The 19,876-nt window shown below is 34.8% G+C and carries 13 protein-coding genes and 1 pseudogene; 13 read left to right on the forward strand and 1 reads right to left on the reverse strand.

Features of this window, described 5'->3' with window-relative positions:
• The first annotated feature begins 121 nt into the window (after nt 1-121).
• From AB3U99_RS07030 to AB3U99_RS07090, 13 genes and pseudogenes are all read left to right on the forward strand, one after another.
• Nucleotides 122-2,191 carry a bifunctional aldolase/short-chain dehydrogenase gene (locus tag AB3U99_RS07030; RefSeq protein WP_400246600.1) on the forward strand — a complete coding sequence of 690 codons (2,070 nt, stop codon included), beginning with the start codon at nt 122-124 and terminating at the stop codon, nt 2,189-2,191.
• 244 nt (nt 2,192-2,435) lie between these two features.
• Nucleotides 2,436-3,401 (forward strand): AraC family transcriptional regulator, encoded by a 966-nt coding sequence (locus AB3U99_RS07035; protein WP_400246601.1) that lies wholly within the window; start codon nt 2,436-2,438, stop codon nt 3,399-3,401.
• A gap of 483 nt (nt 3,402-3,884) precedes the next feature.
• The gene (gene rhaB, locus AB3U99_RS07040) at nt 3,885-5,303 is read left to right on the forward strand and encodes a rhamnulokinase (protein WP_400246602.1); all 1,419 of its coding nucleotides are present in this window, start codon (nt 3,885-3,887) and stop codon (nt 5,301-5,303) included.
• 15 nt (nt 5,304-5,318) lie between these two features.
• On the forward strand, nt 5,319-6,572 hold the full coding sequence (rhaA, locus tag AB3U99_RS07045) for an L-rhamnose isomerase (protein ID WP_400246603.1): 1,254 nt from the start codon (nt 5,319-5,321) through the stop codon (nt 6,570-6,572).
• A gap of 321 nt (nt 6,573-6,893) precedes the next feature.
• On the forward strand, nt 6,894-8,231 hold the full coding sequence (locus AB3U99_RS07050; RefSeq protein ID WP_400241751.1) for an ISLre2 family transposase: 1,338 nt from the start codon (nt 6,894-6,896) through the stop codon (nt 8,229-8,231).
• 219 nt (nt 8,232-8,450) lie between these two features.
• Nucleotides 8,451-9,215: a DeoR/GlpR family DNA-binding transcription regulator gene (locus AB3U99_RS07055; protein ID WP_400246604.1), complete on the forward strand. Its 765-nt coding sequence runs from the start codon at nt 8,451-8,453 to the stop codon at nt 9,213-9,215.
• Nucleotides 9,216-9,488: 273 nt separating this feature from the next.
• A complete protein-coding gene (gene rhaD, locus AB3U99_RS07060; protein WP_400246605.1) occupies nt 9,489-10,325 on the forward strand; it encodes a rhamnulose-1-phosphate aldolase in 837 nt (278 codons plus the stop codon).
• Between the two features lie 417 nt (nt 10,326-10,742).
• Complete coding sequence (locus AB3U99_RS07065; protein WP_400246606.1) at nt 10,743-11,894, forward strand: iron-containing alcohol dehydrogenase; 1,152 nt, start codon at nt 10,743-10,745, stop codon at nt 11,892-11,894.
• Between the two features lie 387 nt (nt 11,895-12,281).
• Nucleotides 12,282-13,103: pseudogene (locus AB3U99_RS07070) on the forward strand (autoinducer 2 ABC transporter substrate-binding protein).
• Between the two features lie 184 nt (nt 13,104-13,287).
• Complete coding sequence (locus tag AB3U99_RS07075) at nt 13,288-15,144, forward strand: sensor histidine kinase (RefSeq protein ID WP_400246607.1); 1,857 nt, start codon at nt 13,288-13,290, stop codon at nt 15,142-15,144.
• Nucleotides 15,113-16,741, forward strand: a complete 1,629-nt coding sequence (locus tag AB3U99_RS07080; RefSeq protein WP_400246608.1) for a helix-turn-helix domain-containing protein — start codon at nt 15,113-15,115, stop codon at nt 16,739-16,741. Before AB3U99_RS07075 ends, AB3U99_RS07080 begins: the two co-directional genes overlap by 32 nt.
• A gap of 556 nt (nt 16,742-17,297) precedes the next feature.
• A complete protein-coding gene (gene rhaM, locus AB3U99_RS07085; RefSeq protein WP_400246609.1) occupies nt 17,298-17,621 on the forward strand; it encodes an L-rhamnose mutarotase in 324 nt (107 codons plus the stop codon).
• Nucleotides 17,622-17,644: 23 nt separating this feature from the next.
• Entirely contained in the window at nt 17,645-18,919 is a 1,275-nt protein-coding gene (locus tag AB3U99_RS07090) for an MFS transporter (protein WP_400246610.1), read from the forward strand.
• 55 nt (nt 18,920-18,974) lie between these two features.
• Here the strand turns inward: AB3U99_RS07090 and AB3U99_RS07095 are convergent, their stop codons facing one another.
• Nucleotides 18,975-19,817: an STAS domain-containing protein gene (locus AB3U99_RS07095; RefSeq protein WP_400246611.1), complete on the reverse strand. Its 843-nt coding sequence runs from the start codon at nt 19,815-19,817 to the stop codon at nt 18,975-18,977.
• Between the last annotated feature and the right edge of the window lie 59 nt (nt 19,818-19,876).

Here is a 19,876-nt window from a genome sequence, read left to right on the forward strand (position 1 = left end):
TGTGGATTAATCTTTACAAAACAACTACAAATAAAAATAAATAAACTATTTCAAAAACAAACAAACATACTATATAATGTAATTGGGGTATAAAAAAACAGTTAGTGAAGGGAGAATTATTATGGTTCAGAATTTATGGAAAAATGAAAAGGCTTCACAATTGAATAAAGGATTAGATGAGTTAGTTTACCGCTCCAATTTAATTGGTTCAGATCGAGCTGTATGTAATTGGGGAGGCGGAAATACTTCCATGAAAACAATCGAAAAGGATTTTCGTGGACGAGAAATAGAAGTAATGTGGGTAAAAGGAAGCGGTTCAGACTTAGCAACAATGAAAGCGCATAATTTTACAGGACTTAAGCTGGAAGATATTAAACCATTAATCGAAAGAGAAGAAATGCCTGATGAGGAAATGGTCGCTTATTTATCTCATTGTATGATTGATAGTACTCATCCAAGAGCGTCTATCGAAACCTTATTACACGCATTTTTACCGTATAAACATGTCGATCACACCCATCCAGATGCTATTATCAGCATTTGCTGTGCGGATAATGGGAAACAAATCGCCGAAGAAATTTATGGGAATCGTTTTGTGTGGGTACCTTATATTAGACCGGGCTTTATCTTGTCAAAAATGATTGCAGAAGGTGTCAAGAATAATCCAAATGCAGAGTTAGTGTTAATGGAAAAGCATGGTCTTGTTGTTTGGGGAGATACAGCCGAGGAAAGCTATGAAAAAACAATCGCGATTATTAACGAAGCAGAAAGCTATATTCATAATAAAATAAAAGAAGAAAAAGTGTTTGGTGGAGAAAAATATTCTGCTTTATCGATGGAAGAGGCAGAAGAGATTCTTAGCCAAGTGCTGCCAGTAATTCGAGGAGCAATAAGTGGAGAAAAACAGATGCTTCTAACCTATGATAGAGAGAAAGAAGTACTTCAATTCGTTAATAGCAACGATGCAAAGAGTTTATCACAAATAGGTGCAGCATGCCCAGATCATCTTGTACATACGAAAAGACAACCATTGTATATAGAGTGGGATTCGGCGACAAAAGATATTGCTAGTTTAAAAGAAAGTATAAAAACAGGTGTAGAGAACTTTAAAAATGAGTATATTGCTTATTTTGATAGAAATAAAGAGGAGGGAGATCAAATTTCTGAAACGGCTCCAAGGGTTATTCTAATACCTGGAATTGGTATGGTTAACACTGGAAAAACACTTGCTATGGCTGAAGTGAGTGGTGCTTTATATCATCGAGCAATCTCTGTTATGAAGGGGGCTACAACATTAGGGGAGTTTGTATCTTTAAATGAAAATGAATCATTTAAGATAGAGTATTGGCCACTGGAATTATATAAATTATCCCTTGCACCAAAAGAAGCGGAATTCTCTCGTAAAGTTGCCTTTGTTACCGGAGGAGCTGGTGGTATTGGAAGTGAAACTTGCCGACTATTTGCAGACCTAGGGGCACATGTTGTTATTGCGGATCTTAATATAGAAGGTGCAGAAAAGGTAGCTGCAGAAATCAATGAAAAGTACGGTTCTAAACGAGCGCTAGCAGTTAAGATGGATGTAACAAAAGAAGAAGCTGTGAAAGAAGCCTATAAGAAAACAGCCCTTACATTTGGGGGAGTGGATATTATCGTCAATAATGCAGGACTTGCAACATCTAGTCCATTTGATGAAACTTCTTTACAAGAATGGAATTTAAATGTAAATGTTCTTGGAACAGGATATTTTCTAGTTGCGAGAGAAGCATTTAAGCAAATGAAAGAGCAAGGTTTAGGGGGCAGCATGGTATTCATCGGTTCCAAAAACTCTGTATATGCAGGGAAAAATGTTACTGCCTATAGCTCCGTGAAAGCAATGGAAGCACATCTAGCAAGATGTATTGCTGCAGAGGGAGGAGAATTTGGCATCCGTGTTAATACGGTATTACCTGATGCTGTATTACAGGGGTCTGCTATCTGGGGATCAAAGTGGCGTGAAGAGCGAGCAGCCAATTATGGAATTGACCCAGCTCAATTAGAAGAGCACTATAAGAAACGTACTACTTTATTAGTGAATATTTTTCCAAAGGATATTGCGGAAGCTATTTGCTATTTCTCTTCTTCAAAAGCAGAGAAAACAACAGGGTGCATGCTGACAGTTGATGGAGGAGTTCCAGCAGCATTCACTAGATAATATAAAGTGAGCTTCAATGAGTGGGGATTTATGCTATCCCCGCTTTTTTTTGTGTGAAAGGAATGAAAAATAGTTGAAAAGACGTTTCCTTCCAATTGTTAAGTAGATATTAGCAGAAGCAAGTCTTATACTAAAGTAGAAGCAATGTAAACGATTTCGAAAAATCGCGTCTTTTTTTCTTACAGAAAAGCGTATCAAAATCACCAATAATATTATAGATAGTTTAAACAGGAGGTTGACCTTCTTGGAAAATGTTTTATTGAAGCAATTAATGAAATTAACAGAGGAAGAAAAAAGTATTGTGCAGCAAAAGCAAGGCGTTATGAAAGACATCTATACAAGTCAAAGTAATTTTGTTATTGAAAGTGAAAAGTTTCTGCGAAAAGATAAAATGATAACGGTGAGAAAGCATACACGTTTTATTGACTTTCCTAAACATAAGCATAATTATATTGAGATAAATTATGTGGTGAATGGTAGATTGCAGCAAAAAGTTGGCAAAGACCACATTTCGCTAAAAAAAGGGGAGCTCTTATTTTTAAATCAGCATATGGAGCATGAAATTCAGGCTTGTGATAGGGAAGATATCGTCGTTAATTTCATCATCCAGCCGCCTTTTTTTCAGTTTATTTTTCAATATTTACATGGAGAAAATAAACTAATCGATTTTCTTATTAATAGCTTATTTAATCATACGGAAAGTGGCCAGTATTTATACTACAAGGTCTCTGAAGTTATGGAAATCCAAGACATCATCGGGAAATTATTAAAGGAAGAAACAAATAATTCCATTTTATCGGAATCGACGATGAAGCTGTATATGGGGTTATTGATAATTGAACTGATAAAAAATACAGATAAAATTCAACAAAATGAAGGGGCATTGCAAAATCAGTATCTTGTGATTGAAGCTTTGACCTATATCGAAGAGAATTATCAAAATGGAACGCTAAATGAACTGGCAGATAAGCTCCATCAATCTATGTCTTCTTTGAGTAAAAATATAAAGAAAGCAACAGGTTATACTTTTAAGGAGTTGCTGCAGGAGAAGCGTCTTAGTAAGTCAAAAATTCTGTTGGAGACCACGGATATTTCGATTAAGCGAATCATTGAAGAAGTAGGATATGATAATATTAGCTATTTCTATCGGATATTTAAAGAAAAATATGGAATGACACCGAAAACTTTTCGGTTGAAGCTAGCAAAGTAACCATTTGCTAGTTTTTTTGAGGATGGTCAAAAATAAATAACTAATCTTTAAAGACGAACAATCTCTAATTTATCTCTAAAATAAAGCTACTTTCTCATGTGGTTATCTATGTTTTTAAAAATAGTCAAGTGTAAACACTAAGTCGTTCCATTGCGCTACAGACGCTCGCTTTCCGCGGGGTATCAGCCTTTCCTCTATTTCCCGCAGGAGTCGAGCGTCCTCCGCTCCATTTCACTTCGTTTCTAAACCTTTTAATAAACCAATAAACACGAATATTTATGTAAATTAATTACATTATAGTTTGCGTTTATTGTTAGTTGGAATACTTATGTCCAAGCCTCTTGAAAATACAAAAAATAGTTTTGGAGGTTTGGAAAATAAGGACAATAAAAAAGAGAAGTTACGTTATTTTTTTTTAGATTGTAAACCATTACAATAAGTCTAAGGAAACGTTTTCTAATTCCTTTTTAAGGAGAGGTGGAAATGACAAGGTATACACTTGCAGTAGATATCGGAGCCTCTAGCGGAAGGCTTATTCTTGGATCAGTTCAAAATGAAAAATTAGAGCTTAATGAAATTCATCGTTTTGAAAATAACATGATTAAAAAAGGACAGCATTACTGTTGGGATATGGACAGGCTTTTTTCTGAAGTGAAAAAAGGTATAAATAAGTGCAATGCTCTAGGTATCAAGCCAGAAAGTATTGGCATAGATACTTGGGCCGTGGATTTTGTTTTACTAGATGAAAATGGGGAACTTTTGACAGATGCCATTGCTTACCGGGATGATCGAACGGATGGCAAGATGGAAGAAGTATTCCAGAAAATCATGAAGGAAAGATTATACTTAGAAACAGGTATTCAATTCCAAAAATTTAATACAATTTATCAATTATATTCTTTAAAAAAGACGCAGCCGGAAGTATTAGCAAGGGCGAAAACATTTTTAATGATTCCTGATTATTTACACTATTTACTTTCAGGCATTCCAGCAAATGAGTACACTAATGCCTCTTCTACACAATTATTAAATGCTTTTACAAAAAAATGGGATATAACAATTCTCGATACATTAGAAATTAACAGTCAAATGTTCCAAGAAATCAAAAAGCCGAATACGATTCTTGGAAATTTAAAGCCTGAATTGGTAGAAGAATTTGGCTTTGATATGAAGGTTATTCTACCAGCAACACATGATACAGGTTCCGCAGTAATTTCCGTTCCAGAGTTAAATGATACAATCTATATCAGTTCAGGAACATGGTCACTGATTGGAGTGGAAAATAGATTTCCTATCTGTGTAACGAAGGCGTTAGATTATAACTTTACTAATGAAGGAGGAATCGATTATCGCTTTCGTTTCTTGAAAAATATTATGGGGCTTTGGATGATACAGGAAGTCAGACGCAATTATAATAACCAATACTCTTTTGCTGAGTTTGTTGAATTAGCAAAAGAAGCACATGATTTTTCAAGCATTGTAAATGTGAATGATGATCGTTTTCTAAAGCCTGACAATATGGTGGAAGAAATTCAGAACTATTGTATAGAAACAGGACAGCAGGTTCCGGCAACACCTGGAGAAATAGCGAAATGCGTTTATGATAGTTTAGTAGATAGCTATATTACAGCGATAAATGAAATAGAAGAAATTTTCGAAAAAACTTTTCCGAGTATAAATATTATTGGCGGAGGTTGTCAGAATGAAATGTTAAATCAGTTACTTGCAGAAGCCACAAAGAAAGATGTATATGCTGGGCCGATTGAAGCGACAGCAATTGGAAATATTGTTTCTCAATTCATCGCATTAGGAGAAATAGATAGTCTAGTAGAAGCAAGACAAATGATAAAGAAATCATTTGAAATAAAAGCATATAAAGCTACTGAAGATGCTATTAAATAAAAGGAGGAAACAAACATGTCTGTTAAAGATAATTTTGATCTAGCAAAAAAACAATATGAGCAATGGGGAGTAAATGTAGATGAAGCATTAGAAAAGCTTAAGAATATTCCGATTTCCATTCATTGCTGGCAAGGGGATGACATCGCTGGATTTGAAGTCAATCAAAGAGAATTATCAGGTGGTATTGATGTAACAGGGAATTACCCTGGAAAAGCAACGAATCCTGAAGAATTAAGAAGCGATTTAGAGAAAGCGCTCTCCTTGATTCCTGGTAAGCATCGTGTTAATCTTCATGCTATTTATGCGGAAACCAATGGGGTAGCTGTAGAAAGAGATGAGCTAGAACCGAAGCATTTTGAAAATTGGGTACAATGGGCGAAAGGAAATGGCTTAGGGCTAGATTTTAATCCGACTTTATTCTCCCATGAAAATGCAGCAGACGGTTTAACATTAGCTCATCCAAGTGAAGAAATTCGTGATTTTTGGATTAACCATTGTATTGCAAGTAGAAAAATCGCTGAATATTTTGGGAAAGAGCTAGGAACGCCTGCTTTAACAAATATTTGGATTCCTGACGGCTATAAAGATATTCCAAGTGACCGCTTAACACCAAGAAAAAGACTAAAGGATTCCTTAGATAAAATTTATGCTGTAGAAACGGACGAAAGATATAACTTAGATGCAGTGGAAAGTAAGGTTTTTGGAATTGGGTCAGAATCCTATGTAGTGGGCTCCCATGAATTTTACTTAGGGTATGCGTTGAAAAATAATAAATTATGTCTTATGGATACTGGTCACTATCATCCAACAGAAACTGTTTCTAACAAAATTTCTTCCATGCTTTTATTTAGTGAGAAGTTAGCATTGCATGTATCTAGACCAGTAAGATGGGATAGCGATCATGTTGTTATTTTAGATGATGAACTAAAAGAAATTGCCGTAGAAATCGTTCGAAATGATGCGTTAGACAAAGTAATCATTGGTTTAGATTTCTTTGACGCTAGCATTAACCGTGTAGCTGCATGGACAATTGGTACAAGAAATATGATTAAAGCACTTTTAAATGCCTTGTTACTTCCTAATGAAAAGTTAAAACAATTACAAGAGGAAGGAAATTTCACAGAGAGATTGGCGCTAATGGAAGAATTTAAAACATATCCATTTGGAGCTATTTGGGATTACTATTGTGAGCAAATGAATGTACCTGTGCGTGAAACTTGGATTAATGAAGTGAAGGCATATGAGGAAGAAGTTCTATTGAAGAGATAAAGGAAACCTTTAATTAGTAATGATATGCTTACTAATGGAGTTAAATGAGGTGAAAAAGAGTAAAAGTCTTGGACTTTTACTCTTTTTCTATAATCAGAAGCTACTATAATATGTAAGTATTTACATATATAAATAAGTATGAGTAAAATGTTTGTGGGAGAATAAATATCCTTTTTGTCTAGTTGGGGGACGAGTCCCCCAACTAGACAAAAAGGCCACCAAGCGAAAGCGCGGTAGCTGGAAAAAATTAAGTATTAAAAAAGAGAGCTTCCTTTTGTAAAGTAGAGTTTGACTAGAACACTACGAAAAGGAGAGGCTCTCATGAATGAATGTAACATAAAATTACCATCATTAAAAGAATTGGAAAAAACTTTATTTCGAACGCTACAAAATACGTTTCAAGAAATCCTTGTTCAAACATTAGAAAATTGGGATCTAGAGATTGCCCAGCAACGAGATAAAAGAAGATTTGCTTTACGAGATAAACGAGATATACGATTAGAGACAGCTTTTGGAGCAGTGGAGCTGAAGCGTAATTATTATTTCGATCGTGTGACCAAAAAATATATTTGTCTATTAGATCACTATTTACAGTTTCAGGGGAATAAGGGATTTAGTCCGCTACTAGAAGAATGGGGGTTAGAACTAGCGACGAATGGCTCCTCCTATCGAAAGGCTGTGGAAACCTTAGAACAGTTTTTAGGCTATTCGGCGATGAGCCACGAAGCATTACGGCAACATCTTCTTCAAACAAACGTGCTTCCAGTTACGGAAAAACGTCCCTTTCAAAAGGTCTTGTTTGTCGAAGTAGATGGATTATATGTGAAGAGCCAAGAAAAGAAAAAGCGTGGATTTGAGTTGAAATTCGCCGCTGTACACGAGGGATGGAAAGGAAACGGAAAGCGAGTCAGGCTCCGAAATAAAAGGCATTTTCTCTATGAAGGAAAAGAAGCATTTTGGGAAGCGTTTGAAACGTTCTTACAGAATAATTATGCGTATGATCCTACCCAAACCTTGCTTATTATTAATGGCGATGGAGCAGGATGGATAACGGCATGTCGGGAGTATTTTCATGAACGCGCCTTTTTCACCATGGATCGTTTTCATGTAGCTCGTTCGATGAAACAGCTAATGAAGAGCCATCCCCGATACCGCTACATGAAAATAGCGTTAAAAAACTACCAGGTAGAAAAATTACTTCTAGAGTTGAATAGTGCAGTAGGAACAATGGAAACACCAGAAGAAGAAGAAAAACTAGAGCATTTACTTGCATTTTTGACGCATCATCAGGAAGCAATAAAAGATTATCGTATTTGGTTAGAGGAGAAGGATGTGAACACCGAAGCTTATCGTCCGATGGGAAGTGCAGAAGCAATGATGAATCAATTAGCCAAACGATTAAAAAATGGAAGAGCATGGAGCAAAAAAGGCGTCATGAGCATGGCACGTTTGTGGATTGGGTTGAAGGATGATCTATCTATCCAAACGATATATGGAAAATGGGAAAAAGCCACGGAAAAATCAAAGAAAGAGCATCGACCGAAAAGAAAAATATCCACAAAATTAGTGACAGAAACCGTGCGTCAGAACATGCCATACTTAAATCAGGCGATTGGAAAACCCATTCACTTTGCCTTACAGGGATTAAAAGGTTTTTAAAAAATGAGAGAATCAACAGTTGGAAGAACAAAACCAATTGGAAAGCGGATACAAACTTAGAGGTTTTACTTTATAAAAAAGGGAGCTAAAAAAACTCCCACAAAAACTTGACTCAATCTATAAATAAACCGATATGTTGAAGGATTAAAAAATATGCTATAGTAATAAACATATAACAACATAATCCCAAGGAAACAAAAATGGAGGGGAACTTTAAAGGTGCTTGTAGCGGAAAGACGACGAAAAATTGTGGAGCTTGTAAATGAAAGACTGAGCATTCGTGTGACAGAGCTTAGTGAGATTTTTTCTGTAACAGAAGAAACGATCAGAAGAGATTTAGAAAAGCTAGAACAGGAAAAGCTTTTGATGAGGAGTCACGGTGGTGCAGTGAGTATCGAGAAGGAGCCTACAGATATTCCTTTTATCGTAAGAGAGGTAACAAATGCCGAGCAAAAGAAAGCAATTGCTCGAGAAGCGGTAAAACATATTCAGGCAGGAGAACAAATTATATTGGATGGAAGCACTACTGCTTGGTATATGGCAGCACAATTACCAGATATGCCACTTACAGTTATTACTAATTCTATTAAGGTAGCCTTAGAATTGAGTAAGAAAGAACAAATAAAAGTAATATCAACAGGTGGCATGCTTCTGTCAAAATCTTTATCTTATGTTGGACCTTTAGCAGAGCGTTCCCTTGACAGATATTATGTGAACAAGCTATTTCTATCTTGTAAAGGGGTGGATGTGGTAAGCGGTTTAAGTGATGCAAATGAATGGCAGGCACTTTTAAAGAAACAGATGATGGATATATCATCAGAGGTAACGCTCCTAGTGGATTCAAGTAAATTTGGAGTGAAAACTTTTGCACATATTGCACATCTAGATCAGATACACCATGTTATTACAGATGAAAATATACCAGTAGAATATGAAAATTGGTTTCAAGAAAAAAATATATCCTTTAAGGCTGTTCTGTCTTAAAGAAGACGTTCAAGAAACAGTAGATTGAACAATAATTAATAGACAGCTTCAACAGTTTAAAAAATGTTGAAACTGTCTTTTTTTGTTTTTGAATAATAAGGATATGGTGAGGAAACAGACAAAAACAAAATAAAATTCACAAATAATACATAATATTATTCTGTTTTTACTTTTGTATATGTTGACTTATTTTTGTTTAGAGCGTAATATGAAGGTGTGAAATCAAAGAATACAAAAATATTAGTTAATAAAACAATAAAAGGAGTGGCAGAAATGGTAGCGATTATGCAAAAGAAAAATATATTAGATGCACCGTTTATAAAGGAAATGTGTGAAGCAACCTTTAATATGTGGCATATGGGCTGGGATGAGAGAAATGGAGGAAATATTAGTTATCTTTTAGATGAGGAAGTAGTAGAACAGTATTTAGATGTCAGCAAAATTGTCCGGTATCTTCCATTAAAATTTCCAGTTTCAGAATTAGCAGGAAAATACTTTGTTGTTACAGGTTCTGGAAAATATTTTAAAAATGTGAAAGGAGATCCTGCAAATACACTTGGTGTTGTAAAAGTAGATAATAGTGGAGAAAAAGTCCACATACTTTGGGGCTTTGAAGATGGCTCAAATCCTACAAGTGAGTTACCATCACATTTTATGAGTCATATTGCTCGTTTGCGAGTAGACCCTAATCACCGAATTATTATGCATAATCATGCGACAAACATACTTGCAATGACATTTATCCATGATTTAGATGAAGCTAGCTTTACGAAAACATTATGGCAAATGTGTACAGAATGTATCGTAGTTTTTCCTGATGCAATTGGTATTTTGCCTTGGATGGTTCCTGGAACAGATGCAATCGGAAAAAAAACAGCAGAAAAAATGCTGGAGCATCGTTTAGTGATTTGGCCACATCACGGAATCTTTGGTGCTGGTTCAACAATGGATGAAACATTTGGTTTAATTGAAACAGCAGAAAAAGCAGCACAAATTTTTACGATTATCGGAGATGCTTCTAAAATAAAACAGACTATTACGGATCAGCAGCTTAAAGATTTGGCAGATGCTTTTCAGGTAGTACCTAGGGAAGGAATATTAAATCTATAAAAGAGTAGAGGCTGGGACATAAGCATTTCAACCAACAATAAACGCGAATTGTAATGTAATTAATTTGCATAAATGTTCGTATTTATTGTTTTAGAAAAAGTTTAAAAAACGAAGTGTAATGGAGCGGAGGACGCTCGACTCCTGCGGGAAATAGAGGAAAGGCTGAGACCCTGCAGCGCATGCAGGAGGCTCAGCTTCCTCCCCGGCGCATCGAGCGTCTGAAGCGCAATGGAACGACTTAGTTTTTACACTTGACTATATTTTAAAAACATAGGTAACCATCATGAGAAAGTAGCTTATTTAAGAGCTAAATTAGAGATTGTTCGTCTTTAAAGATTAGCTATTTAGTTTTGTCCCAACCCTTTCTTTATAAATAATTATGTGAAATACTGAACAAAATAAGAGGAGGCAAATAAAATGAGTGCACATGTATTTTATGTTCCAAGTACGAATTTAATGGGGAGAGGCTGTCTACAGGAAGTAGGACCACAAATAGAAGAATTAGGCGTAAAAAGAGCGCTATTGGTAACCGATGCTTTCCTAAATGAAAGCGGGATTGTAGCAAAAGTGAAAAAAGTACTGGATGAAAGAGAAATAGAGTATGTTGTTTATGCAGAAGTAAAACCTAATCCGACAACAGTAAATGTATATAGAGGAGTAGAAGCATACAAAGAAAATGAATGTGATTTTATTGTATCTGTTGGTGGAGGATCTCCTCAGGACACAGCAAAAGCGATTGGACTTTATGTAACAAATGGTGGAGATATTAGGAATTACGAAGGTGTAGGAAAAACTTCAAAAAAATCAGTACCAATTGTTGCGATAAACACAACTGCTGGAACATCCAGTGAATTCACCATTAACTATGTCATTACAGATGAGGAACGACAAGTTAAAATGGTAATGGTGGATAAAAATTGTCTTGTAACAATATCCGTGAACGATCCTGAGCTAATGGTGGATAAGCCTGCTGCATTAACAGCTGCAACAGGAATAGATGCTTTAACACATGCGATAGAAGCAATTGTTACTCCGGGAGCATATGCAGTAACCGATGCTACCGCTTTAGCTGCAGTAGAGAAGATATTCACCTATTTACCCCGAGCAGTAAAGGACGGACATGATATAGAAGCCCGTGAACAGATGGTATATGTTATGTTCTTAGCTGGTGTGGCATTTAATAATGCAGGTTTAGGATTTGTTCATGCAATGGCACATCAATTAGGGGGCGTATATGATTTACCACATGGTGTATGCAATGCCATGCTCTTACCTATCGTGGAAAGAGAAAATGCTAGACGGGATCCTCATAAATTTCCTGCAATAGCTAAAGCAATTGGTATTTCTACAAAAGGAAAAACGGATAGCCAGTGTGCGGAGGAAGTAATTGCTGCCATAATAAAGCTTTGCCAAACAGTAGAAATTCCGACAAAATTATCAGAATTAGGTGTAGATAAGGTCGATTTGGATAAATTAGCGAATTTTTCATTAGTAGATGCATGCGCTCCTGGAAATCCATTCCAACCTACAAGGGAAGAAGTCATTTCTATGTTTAAAGAGATTTTATAATAATAACATTTGGCTTCTTTGTAAGCATTTTTTAGAAGGAATTAGTGTGTATGCTACAGTACTGATTCCTTCTATTTTTTTGTTCAAAATTTAACACACACTTAACGGGCAGTAAGACTCTCTCTCATATTAAGGAGAAAACGAGTAAGGTAGGTAAGAAGCTCAACTATCCATAAAGGGCAGATTGGTTCAATTAACCAGTGGGGAAAGCCCTGCACTGATGGAAGTTATTCTTTACGGATTTTCCAAATAAAACCGAATAAATAAAAACAAACAAATATATATTTCTTTGTTTGTTTTTTATATAATAAAAGAAAGCACTTTATTTAGAGAGAAATGAAAGTTAGGTGAAAAGAAATGCAGCTAAAATCAATAATGGTAGTTTTCATGCTTTTGATTATTGTAAGCGGATGCACTTTCGATTTATCTAATCAAAAATATGAAATTATCTATCAGGATGATCGGATTCAGACAAAAGAAGAGATAAGTTCTTCAACAGAAAAGGAGTATACAATTGCTATAATACCAAAGGTGAGTGGTATCCCCTACTTTAATGCAGTGGAAGAAGGCGTATTAGAAGCTGGGAAAGATTTGAATGTCCATGTAATATACAGTGGACCTTTAATAGCTGATTGGCAGCAGCAAGAGGAATTAGTTAGGGAATACATAGAAAAAGAGGTTGATGCTATTGCCATTTCAGCAAATGATCCGGAAAAATTAGGTCCGATATTAATGGAAGCAAAGCAAAAAGGGATTGTAGTGATGACATGGGACTCGGATACTAATGAAAAATATCGTAAATATTTTGTTAGCTCTGTCGATCCAGAGACTCTTGGTAGACATGTTATGGACACACTTTCTTTAAATATGAAAGAAAAAGGTGCTTATGCCATTATCACCGGTTCCGATAATGCTGCAACTTTAAAGGAATGGATTAAGTGGATGGTTATACAACAAGAGCAAAACTATCCTCACATGAAGCTATTAGAAGTAGGATAATCAAATGATAATCCTCAAAAAGCGTATATGATTGCAAAACAATTATTGGAGAATTATCCAGACTTAAAGGGGATAATTGGAAGTTCATCAGTAGGACCTCCAGCAGCAGCACAAGCAGTTATTGATGCTGGTAAAGTTGGAGAAGTAGCTGTCGTTGGTTTATCCAGCCCTAATTTAGTGCGTTCCTATTTGAAAAATGAAGCGCTATAAGTAAGCACTTTATGGAGTCCAAAAAAATTAGGATATTTAACCGTTAGTGTAGCAAAAGAAATTCTACTAGGAAATGAAGTGACAGATAATAAGGCATTTGAAAATGTCGGTGTTATTAGACTGAAAGACGATACTATTATTATGGGGCAGCCTATTGATTTTATAAAGGAGAATATCGATCAATATGATTTTTAACCGTACTCATTTATTTAAGCTAGGAAAAGCCCCCTTAAAGCGTAAGCTAATTATTACGTATATAATAATGACAGTAATTCCAATGGGAATATTAGGATATATTATATATACCCAAAATACAAAAGCTATAGAGGAACAAGTAGGTGAATATATTCCTAGATTACTAAATCAAGCAAATAAAAATATTGAAAATGAATTAAATCTATTAAATGATTTGCCTAATGCCATTTATAATTCAAAAGAAATCATGTCTATTTTAAGAAGTACTCCATACAAGGAGAAATCTGCTTTTTTACAGGAACAATATAAAGTGGAAAGTTTTTTATCCAATAACTATTTAAATAGTAATCAATCAGATATTCTTGCTGCGTTTTTGATAACAAATAATGGCAACTATATAAGTACAAAAACTGCTTTTAAAGGCATGGACTTGAACGATTCTATCCTTCCTTTTGGCGAAATACATGATTCAGCCGGAGAAATGCCAATCATTTTACCTAATAAAACAAATTTAGTTTTTGAAAAAGATATTCCATTTATTTTAGTTGTTAATGAACTTACAGACTTTGAAAATAGGGAAAGTTTAGGTTCTTTGATATTTGCAGTAGATGTGACATTTATTGAAAAAATTCTAAATGATATTGATAAGGAAGAAAGAGCTACTATGTGGCTAATGGATGAAAATGGCTATATTATTTATCATCCTAATAAATCACTAATTGGACAAATTGATGGCGGATTAGTGGATTATCCTTTAGTGAATGGCAGTTTTCGAACGATGGAACATGGAAATGAAAATATATTATATAGTATGAATCAATCAATAAGTAGACACTGGAAACTCGCTCACAGTATTCCAATGAAATATTTAACAGAAAGAACAGATATAGTAAAGAATTATACGCTTTCCATTTTTTTGATTTTAGCAATTATTTCGACAGTTATTTCCATTTATATCGCTTGGTCTGTCACGAAACCAATCAAGCATCTTGGTAAAGTAATGAAGGAAGTGGAAAATGGTAATTTACATGTCACGATTACACCAACCAATACAGATGAAGTGGGACAATTAGCTGAGAGTTTTCGTTCCATGTTAGAGCAATTAAGAATTCTCATTCAGAAAAACTATGAAATCGAACTACAACAGCGAAATGCGCAAATTTATGCACTTCAATCACAAATAAATCCACACTTTATGTACAATACTTTAGAAACAATAGGAGCGGTTATTGAAGAAGAGGAGACGGAAACCGCAGTCGACATGGTTGAAATTCTGGGGCAAATGTTAAGGTATTCATTAAGTAGTAGTGGCAAACTGGTACCTCTACAAACAGAATTGACACATATAAAAAACTATTTAAGACTTCAAAAAATTAGATTTGAGGATAGAGTCCACTATGAAATTATTGGAGAAGAAATGATTGGCATCTATTACTCTCCTAAATTTATTGTGCAACCAATTATTGAAAATACTTTTAAATATGGCATGAAGCAAAGGAAAGTATTGAGAATTTATATTGTAGTTTTGGTTGAGGATGAACTATTAAAAATTATCATAAAGGATAATGGACCTGGAATAGATAAAGAAAAGCTGCAGACTATCCAAAAAAACTTAGAGAAACAAGACTATTTTACAAGAGAATCGGGAGTGGGATTAACTAACGTACATGCTCGAATTACAATGTTATTTACAAATACATACGGTATTTCGATTGAAAGCACGGAATCAATCGGAACAGAAGTGACAATCTTATTACCTCTAATTACAAATCCTAATTTTGTGTGCGAGAAAAGGTTAAAAGAGGAGGGAGAAAATGGAGAAGTTGAAAGTAATCGTTGTAGATGATGAGCCAAGAATTTTAAAACGGATGATACGGATGGTAGAAGAACAGGGAGAAGTTTGGGAAATTATCGGGGCATTCTCTGACGGAAAAGAAGTGATGGAAGGAATAGAAGAGCAGTCACTTACATTTGATTTACTCTTAACAGATGTGCAAATGCCAGAAATAACAGGTCTACAGCTTATTAATCAGTTGAAAGATAAAATGTCATTTGAGTCTATTATCATTAGCGGATTTGATGATTTTATCTTTTTGCAATCTGCTATAAAAGAAGGCGTTTCTAATTACTTATTGAAACCAGTTCATCGAGATCAATTAAAAGAAGTATTGCAACAGACGCAGAAAAAAATTGAAGCAAAAAGAATAGAAGAAAATGAAAAGCAGAAATTACAACGAAAGGCGAAAGAATTAGATTACACAAAGCAAGTCTATTATTTAAGTCAACTTCAAGAAAAAGATTTTTCGACAGAGGATAAGTTAAAGTGGCACCAATTCTTAGGAAATGGGTCATTTCGATTACTATATTTTAGTATTGACCAAAATATTAAAAAAACCTGGTCGGATAATTATTCAGCTTGGTTAAAACAAGCAAACGAAGATATTCTTTCTTCGCTAAAGAATGCATTAGAAGAATGGTCATCATCTTCTCACATAAGAAATTGGCTATGGAGAGATGATCTATTTTCAATATGGCTCTTAATAGAACAGAAAGAAAACGACCAATTACATACTGAGACAGAGGCTTTTTTGGATTTTTGGAAAGAAAATGTGAGACATGGTTCCAAAAATACCGTTACAATTGCCGTTGGGAAGGACATTACAAGTATAGTAGAGTTTTTGGATAATCGAAAAAAGTTAGAAAATATAATGCAGAATCGAATGATATATGGATGCAATAAAGTATTTTGGCTAGAACAATTACCTGAAACAAATGAGGAGAGTAAAAAACATAGTTCAGAAATTATTAAAAGTATCCAGCAACTTTTATTTAGTCTTGAAAATGAAGAAAAAAAAGAAGTTATTGTTTTTCTCGATGAATATTTCAATAAGCTGCAGCTTATTAGATCAGCAAGTATATTAGAAGAAGCTGTACAATTACTTGGAATAAGAATCGTAAACAGATGGGTTGAGTTAGAAGGTTTTGGAGAAGAAAGAATTTTGTTCCGCGAAGTTATCTCTTTAACAAAAAATACATCCAATTTTTATCAATTGAAGGATAAGATAAAAAGTTGGGTTCTTTCTGTGATGGAAAGGATTCAAGAAGCAAAAAGAACAAATAAAAACCCTATTCAAAAAGCAAAGGATTATATTCAAGCTCATTTAGGTGAATCGATAACGATTAAACTAATTGCGCAACAGGTATATATGAGCCCTACCTATTTTAGTGTTTATTTTAAAGAGCAAACAGGTGAAACAATCCTAGACTATATCACGAAAACGCGATTGAAAAAAGCAACAGAATTATTGGAAACAACAGATCTTAAGATATATGATATAGCTGTTCAACTAGGCTATCAGGATACAAAGTATTTTAGTCGATTGTTTAGACAATGGTATGGATATACTCCCTCTCAATATAGAGAAGCTCATCTAAGAAGATAGGAGAGAAAGTACAAGTATTAATGATAATTTTAAGCGATCAGAATCTAAAAAATGGATTTCTGATCGCTTTTTTTGGTGGAAAAAAGTGTACTTAAACAGCTCTTTTTCATATGTATCGAAGCTTAATTAAAGAAGGGGATTTTTAATAAAAAAGGCTGTTTTCGTAAAGTTTGTTGCTATCACCCGCAGCCGAAATACACTTCGCTTTCCGTGGGGCTCGCGCTGAGCTACTTCGTCGCTACGCTCATGCAGGGTCTCAGACTGTCTCGCTAATCCCACTGGAGTCTACGTGTATCCCGGCTGCTCTATTTTTCCAACTTATTCTTTTTTCCTTTGAAAAACAACAATCTTTAGAAAACAGCCATAAAAAAATATTCTCTAGTTCAATAGCGAAAATCCCACAAAAAATTACGCTTAAAATGAAAACCCTACCAAAAAACATTTGATTATCCCCCCATTCTTAGTTTTGTCTCCTGTAAAGCGCTTTTTTCATGCGTTAATATGTATATATCAACCATGTAATTGCTTTCGATAATAAGAAGGGAGTAAAGAGAGAATGAAAAATCGCACTAGATTAGCAAGTATTATGCATCTATATAAGGATCAATATGAAGAATATGAGAAAAGACATAATGAACTATGGCCAGAGATGGAGGAGACTTTAAAGACTCATGGTGTGCACCACTATTCAATTTTTTTAGAAGAAGAATCTGGACAATTATTTGCCTATTTAGAAGTAGATGATGTGAAAGACTGGAATAAGGTCTCAGAAACAGACATTTGTAAGAAGTGGTGGGAATATATGGAGCCATTAATGGAGACAAATCCAGATAATAGTCCTATTTCAAAACAGCTTAAAAGCGTTTTTTATCTCGAATAGAATAATAGAAAGGAAGATTAGAGATGGCAACTGCTGTGAAAAAAAATAATAAAAAGGCTACTATTACAGTAGCAATGTCCAATTATCTTGAAGCAGGCTCTATTGTTGCTGGTGCTGGTGGATTGACTCTTTGGATGGAATACTTGAATTTAGATGATTTTAAGCTTGGTTTACTTGGTGCTTTAAGTGCGAATGGGTTTGGATCAGCAATTGGTGCTTTAATTGGTGGTATTTTAGTAGATAAATATGGAAGAAAGTTTATTTATAAGTATGATCTTCTAGTATACATGCTTGGGGTTTTATTGATTACTTTCTCTTTCAATTTTCCAATGCTACTAATTGGTTATGTTATTACAGGTATTGCAGTAGGTGCTGCTATTCCAGCTGCTTGGACATATATTGCGGAAGAAGCGCCTGATAACGAGCGGGCTGCCAGAATAGGCTATGGTCAATTAGCTTGGTCTGTAGGACCAGCAATCTCTCTATTATTATCTGTTTTATTAGCTCCTTTAGGGTTATTAGGAAGTAGAATAATATTTGCGCAATTATTTGTAATCGCTTTAGTTACATGGATTATGCAGCAACAGATTAATGAATCAGCGATTTGGGAAGAAGAAAAACAAAAAGAAAAAGCTCAAATACAAAAGGGTGAAAAAATTGCCAATCCGATTAAAGAATTATTCTCCATTAAAGCGAATCGACAAGCAATTGTTCTTTTAATAGGAATCTATGTATTCTGGAATTTAGTTGCAGGCGTAATGGGTTACTTTATGCCATATATTTACGAAACAGTCGGTGGCTTAACAGCAGCACACGCTAATTTATTGCAAGCATTCTTATGGATATTAACGGTAGCATCTACTTATTTTGTCTTTATAAAACTAGGTGATAAGGTAAATCGTAAAATGCTTTATACCATTGGAGCAGTCCTTGGAATTATCGCTTGGCTAGTATTATCTTTAGGATCAATGGGAATGTTTGAATTATTCACATTTGTTATCCTTTGGGGAATTGCAGCTGGATTTGGTGCTCAGGCATTTTACGGATTGTGGTCAAGTGAACTATTCCATACGAAGTATAGAGCCAAAGCACAAGGGTTCTTATTTGCAACGGCACGTATTTCTGTCGGACTTATTTCCTTAGTAGTGCCATTAATGATTACTACGTTAGGTTTTAAGATTTCAGGTCTGATTATGATAGGATTCTTGTTAGTTGCAGCAATTGTCGGGTTCGTAATGGCACCTGAAACAAGAGGGAAATCATTAAAAGAAATTGAAAAAGAGCGTTATACAGCATAAAAAAGGATGTCTTAACAGAGTTATTATTACAATAACACTTTAAGACATCCTATCCTTATTCTACTATCCTCTTCAACCCAATGCTTGCTAAAGCAGTGTGTAAATTCGCGCATGTGGTAATTTTGCTAAAGTCGATTCCTAATGAAATAATTGTTTGAGCAATCTCCGGTCTAATCCCAGAGACGATGGATTTAACTCCAATTAAATCTAATGCATGAACAACTTTAAATAAATTATCCGCAACCATCGTATCTACAATTGGTACTCCTGAGATATCTAAAATTAGATATTCAATTTTTAAATTAGAAGATTCTTGTAATGCCACCTCTAAAATCAATTGAGAGCGCTGTGTATCAATTTCTCCGATAAGAGGGATAATAGCTGTTTCTTTCGCGATTGGAACAACTGGTACAGAAAGTTCTTCTAAAGCAGTATATGCAATCTTCATGATTTTCGTATTATGTTCCTCATAAAAATGCCCAATATAAGCACTAATTTCATCGAGAATTGGATCAATGATCTTTCCTACATCCAACATAGTAATTGGTGCAAAAGACTTTTGTTCTAGTTCTTCTGTGAATACGTCCCAAATAACATTGCGATAAATCGATAAGGAGCGAAGGGAAGATTGTAAAGGAATATGGTTCCTTACAAAGGCTTCTCCAGTTTTTTTAGACCAATTCTGTATTCCATCAGCATTTTTATTATCCTTTAAGGCTTCAGCTAAAATGAAAAAAAGTTTAGCATTCCATTCAAGGACATCTTGTTCAGGGTAAGGAAGGGATAAATCAGATGTTTGCTGCTGTAAAAATTGCGATAGTAATGTATTCGTATTTTCAGCAAGGATGTTCTTGTTTTTTATGATTTTGTTCCCTATATAAGCTAATTCATCCTTCAAAATGGCTCACTCCTAAGTATAAATCTATTAATAGTATACATGTTCTTTCCTAATATGTG

The sequence above is a fragment of the Niallia tiangongensis genome, from assembly GCF_044704065.1.
Lineage (GTDB): Bacteria > Bacillota > Bacilli > Bacillales > Cytobacillaceae > Niallia > Niallia tiangongensis.